Source organism: Allobosea sp. CER48 (assembly GCF_044752385.1).
Taxonomy (GTDB): Bacteria; Pseudomonadota; Alphaproteobacteria; order Rhizobiales; family Beijerinckiaceae; genus Allobosea.
Genome location: NZ_JBIWYK010000226.1, coordinates 1 through 5,152 on the forward strand (window position 1 = coordinate 1; position 5,152 = coordinate 5,152).

The 5,152-nt window shown below is 69.0% G+C and carries 4 protein-coding genes; 3 read left to right on the plus strand and 1 reads right to left on the minus strand.

Going from position 1 to position 5,152, the window contains the following annotated elements:
* The 3 genes from ACIPIA_RS10035 to ACIPIA_RS10045 all read left to right on the plus strand — a co-directional run.
* Window positions 1-1,815: monovalent cation:proton antiporter-2 (CPA2) family protein (locus tag ACIPIA_RS10035; RefSeq protein WP_400509066.1), on the plus strand; the 1,815-nt coding region annotated here is incomplete at its 5' end.
* A complete protein-coding gene (locus tag ACIPIA_RS10040; RefSeq protein ID WP_400509067.1) occupies window positions 1,812-3,230 on the plus strand; it encodes an MATE family efflux transporter in 1,419 nt (472 codons plus the stop codon). The genes ACIPIA_RS10035 and ACIPIA_RS10040, both read left to right, overlap by 4 nt.
* 22 nt (window positions 3,231-3,252) lie before the next feature.
* Complete coding sequence (locus ACIPIA_RS10045; protein ID WP_400509069.1) at window positions 3,253-4,143, plus strand: DUF937 domain-containing protein; 891 nt, start codon at window positions 3,253-3,255, stop codon at window positions 4,141-4,143.
* 50 nt (window positions 4,144-4,193) lie between these two features.
* Here the strand turns inward: ACIPIA_RS10045 and ACIPIA_RS10050 are convergent.
* Window positions 4,194-5,152, minus strand: a 959-nt coding sequence (locus ACIPIA_RS10050) for a methyl-accepting chemotaxis protein (RefSeq protein WP_400509071.1), incomplete at its 5' end; no start/stop codon positions are given.

Here is a 5,152-nt window from a genome sequence, read left to right on the forward strand (position 1 = left end):
TTCTGCGCGGCGGCTGTGATCGCCGTTCCGATCTTCCGCAAGCTCGGGCAGTCGGCGGTGCTCGGCTATCTCGCCGCAGGCATCGTCATCGGCCCCTCGGTGCTGGGCGTCATCAAGGATCCCGACGCGATCCGCAGCACCGCCGAGATCGGCGTGGTGCTGCTGCTGTTCCTGGTCGGGCTCGAACTGCAGCCGGCGCGGCTCTACTCGATGCGCAAGGACATTCTCGGCACCGGCCTGGCGCAGATGGTGCTGAGCGCCACAGGCATCGGCCTGTTCGGCTGGTATTTCGGCCTCTCGAAGGCCGGAGCGGTTGCGGTCGGCGTCGCGCTGGCGCTCTCCGCCACCTCCATCGCCCTGCAACTGCTCGCCGAGCGGGGCGACGGCAGCGAGACCTATGGGCGGCGAACCTTCTCGATCCTGCTGTTCCAGGACATGGCGATCGCGCCCGTGCTGGCGCTGCTGCCGCTGCTTGCCAGCACCGGCGCGCAGGCCGGCAGCCCGATGCGCGCGCTCGCCAGCCTCGGCATCGCGCTCGGCGCGCTCGTCGCGATCATCCTGGCCGGGCGCTATGTGCTGAACCCGTTCTTCCGCATCCTCGCCAATACCGGCGCCAAGGACGTGATGACGGCCGCAGCCCTGCTGATCGTGCTCGGCGCCGCGCTGCTGATGGAGCATGTCGGCCTGTCGATGGCGATGGGCGCCTTCCTGGCCGGCGTGATGCTGGCGGACTCGCATTTCCGGCATGAGCTGGAAGCGGATATCGAGCCCTTCCGCGGCGTGCTGCTCGGGCTGTTCTTCATGGCGGTCGGCATGTCGCTCGACCTGCTGCTGGTGATGACCAACTGGATGCTGCTGGCGGTGGCGGCGCCGCTGCTGGTGCTGTTCAAGATCGCCGTCGTCACCTCGATCCTGCGCGTCTCCTGCTCGAGCTGGCTGGAGGCGATCCGGGCCGGCGCCCTGCTGTCGCCGGCAGGCGAATTCGCCTTCGTGCTGCTGCCGCTCGGCCTGGCGCAGGGGCTGCTCACGCCGCCCCAGGCCGCGATGGCGACCGCACTCGCCGCGATCAGCATGCTGCTCGGCCCGATCGTCGCAAAGCTGATCGATGCCGTGCTGCTTTCGCGCGTCACGCCCGAGACGATGGAGGAGGACTATGACGGGACCAGCGACAGCCAGGTGATGGTGATCGGCTTCGGCCGCTTCGGACAGGTGGTGACGCAGGCGCTGCTGCTCCAGCACATCAACATCACCGTGATCGATGCCGACGTCGAGCAGATCCGCGCCGCCGCGCGCTTCGGCTTCAAGGTCTATTACGGCGACGGCACCCGCCTCGACGTGCTGCGCGCGGCCGGCGCCGGCCGCGTCAAGGTGATCTGCGTCTGCATCGACAACAAGGACGCCGCGCTGCGCATCGTCGAGATGGTCAAGGCCGAATTCCCGAACATCCGGGTGCATGTGCGCGCGTTCGACCGCATCCACGCCATTGACCTGATGAAGGCCAATGTCGACTACCAGATGCGCGAGACCTTCGAATCCGCGCTCGGCTTCGGCCGCGTCACGCTGGAGACGCTGGGGCTGAGCCGCGACGAGGCGGATTTCGTGATCGACCATGTGCGCGATCGCGACGCCCAGCGGATGGAGATCCAGTTCAACGAAGGCATCGCCGCCGCGCTGAACCGCGTGCCGCGCGTGACGCCCGAGCCGATCGTCAAGCCGAAGGGCAAGTCCAGGGCGCTCAATGCCGAGACCGAGCAGGTGATCGCCGATGGCGGCGCCGAGGTGTCGGTCGGCGGCGTCGGAGAGCCGGAGCGGTGAGCAGCGCCTCGAGCGAGCCGGCGCGGGCCGTCTTCGTCGAAGGCCCGCTTATGCGCCACGTTGCCGTGATGACGGCGACGGGCTCTATCGGCCTGATGGCGGTCTTCGTGGTCGATCTCCTGTCGCTGCTCTACGTCTCCTGGCTCGGCCGCCCGGAGGCGACGGCCGGCGTCGGCTTCGCCACGATCGTGCTCTACCTGATGGTCTCGGTGAATGTCGGACTGATGATCGCGGTCGCAGCCCTGACCTCGCGCAGCATCGGCGCCGGCGACCGCGAGGGCGCGCGACGCATCGCTTCTTCGACCATGGTGCTGATGGCGCTGGTCGCGCTGGTGCTGTCGCTCGCGGCCCTGCCGCTGCTGCCCTGGCTGCTGCGCACGATCGGCGCCCACGGCCAATCCTATGCGGTGGCGCTCTCCTTCCTGCACATCACCCTGCCCTCCAACGTGCTGATGGCCATCGGCATGGGCTTTTCCGGCGTGCTGCGTGCCATCGGCGACGCGCGCCGGGCGATGTTCGTCACGCTCGGCGGCGGCATGGTTACCGCGGGCCTCGACCCGCTGCTGATCTTCGGCTTCGGACTGGGGCCGGACGGCGCGGCCATCGCGATCGTGCTGGCCCGCGTCATCATCGTCGCCATCGGCTTCCACGCGACCATCGTGGTCCACGGCATGATGGCCCGCCCGCGGCTGAGCTGGCTGCGCCAGGATTGCGGCCGCACCTTCGCCATCGCGGGCCCGGCCATCCTGACCAACCTCTCCAACCCGATCGCCAACGCCGTCTTCGCCAGTGTGGTCGCGCGCTTCGGCGACGCAACCGTGGCGGCGCTCGCGATCATGGACCGGCTGGTGCCGGTTGCCTTCGGCGCCGTCTTTGCGCTGTCGGGTGCGGTCGGGCCTATTCTCGGACAGAACTGGGGCGCGGGGCGCTTCGACCGGATGCGACGCGGGCTGACGGATTCGGCGATCTTCGCCGCCGGATGCGTCCTCGTCGCGTGGTTGCTGCTGCTGGCGATGCGCGGCGTCATCGTCTCGGCTTTCCACGCCTCCGGGCTCACGGCGGAACTCGTCGACTTCTTCTGCCTCATCGCCGGGCCGATGTGGCTCTTCGTCGGCATGCTCTTCGTCGCCAACGCCGCTTTCAACAATCTCGGCATGCCGTTCCTGTCGACGCTGTTCAGCTGGGGCCGCGCCACGCTCGGCACCATGCCCTTCGCCATCATCGGTGCGCAGATGGCCGGGCCCAAGGGCGCGCTCGCCGGCTCCGCGCTGGGCGCGGTCGCCTTCGGCGTGCTGGCGCTGGTCTTCGCCTATCGCGGCATTTCCCGGCTCGAGCGCGAGGCGCTGCAGCGGCGCGTCGGCCTCGATTTGCCAGACAAGGACACCCTGCTATCGTCCTCCCAGGCACGGAGCTGAATGCCGGCCTGGGGAGGCGTCCATGATGAACCTGTTCGATATCATGCAATCGGCACAGAACGGGCGGGCCGTGCCGAATCTCGCCCAGCAATACGGCCTGAGCATGCAGCAGACGCAGGCCGCGCTCGATGCGCTGCTGCCGGCCTTCTCGATGGGGCTGCAGCGGCAGACGCAGGACCCGTTCGCCTTCGGCGCGCTGGCGCAGATGATGACGGCCTCGCCCTATGCCCGCTTCTTCGAGGCCGCGAGCGCAGGCATCCCAACCGGGGCGCAATCGGCCGGGAACGACGTGCTGAGCCAGCTCTTCGGCTCGCGCGAGGTCAGCCAGGCGATCGCCGCGCAGGCGGCCGCGACCAGCGGCGTCAGCCAGGCGATCCTCAAGCAGATGCTGCCGGTCATCGCCGCCATGCTGATGGGCGGCCTGTCGAAATCATCGAGCAACGAAGGGCTCGGCGGCATCCTCGGCCAGTTCGCCGAAATGATGCGCGGCCAGATGCCCGGCATGCAGCCGGCCCCGCAGCAGCAGCAGATGCCGGCGAACCCGTTCGACGCGATCCTGAAAGGCATGTTCGGGCAGACGGGCAGCCAATCCCAGTCGACTCCGCAGGCCAACCCCGCCGACCCCTTCGGCGGCGCGCTCGGCCAGATCCTCGGCGGCATGTTCGGCGGCACGGCCGCCTCGCAGCCGGAGCCTGCTCCTACACCGCGAAGCGCTCCGCCGCGCCGCGCGGCCGCCCCGGAACCCGAGCCGGAGGAGGCCCCGTCTTCCTCGGCTGCCCCCGGTCCCGGCTCGATCGGCCTCGATGCGCTCAACCAGATGTTCGAGCATGGCCGCCAGATCCAGGACGACCATCAGAACGCGCTGAAGTCGATCCTCGACGCCATGCTCGGCGGCGGCCAGGGGCGGCGGTGAGCTAGCCTGAAGGAGGCTGCCGGCCCGTTTCGGCCGGCAGGCACGGTTCGTCAGGCGCGCAGCCGCGCCTCGCCCGCATGCTCCACCATGGCGGCGGCCATGCTGCGCAGCTCGGCGACGTCGTCGCGGGTCTGGAAGCTGGCGACCAGTTCGTTGAGACGCTGGATCTGATGCGCGAGAGCCGTGGCGGAGGCCGCGCTCTCCTCGGCCAGCGCAGCGTTCTGCTGGGTCATCTCGTCCATATGGGCAACAGCCTGGCTCATCTCGTCGATGCCATGCGCCTGTTCGGTCGCGGCGGCGGAAATCTCGGAGACCGTGGCCGATACCTTGCGGGAGGCATCGACGATGCGCTCCAGCGCGGCGCCCGCCGAGCGGACGAGGCCGACGCCCTGCGCCACCTCGGCCCCCGATTCCGTGATCAGCGCGGTGATGTCCTTGGCCGCCCCTCCGGAACGCTGGGCCAGCGTGCGCACCTCCGAAGCGACGACCGCAAAGCCCTTGCCGGCATCGCCGGCCCGTGCAGCCTCGACCGCGGCATTGAGCGCCAGAAGATTGGTCTGGAAGGCGATCTCGTCGATGACACTGGTGATGTCCGATATCTTGCGCGAGGCCGTTTCGATCCGGGCCATGGCATCGACCGCGTCCTGGACGATGGCGCCACCCTTGCGCGCCACGTCCATCGCCTCCTCGGCGAGCGCAACCGCCTGCTGCGAGGAATGGGCCGAGGCCTTGACCGAGGCCGCGAGTTGCTCGGTCGTGGCTGCGGTTTCCTCAAGCGAGGACGCCTGCTCCTCGGTGCGCTTCGAGAGATCGTCGGCGCCGGTGTTGATCTCGAGCGCCGCGTTGCCGACGTCGCCTGATGTCGCCTGTATCGTGCGCATGGTCTCGGCAAGATGGCTGACGGCGAGATTGAAGTCGTCGCGCAGCTTCTCGTATTCGGCGGCGAGTTCGGTATCGATGCGGCAGGTGAGATCGCCGCGCGAGAGCCGGTCCAGCCCTTCGGCCAACG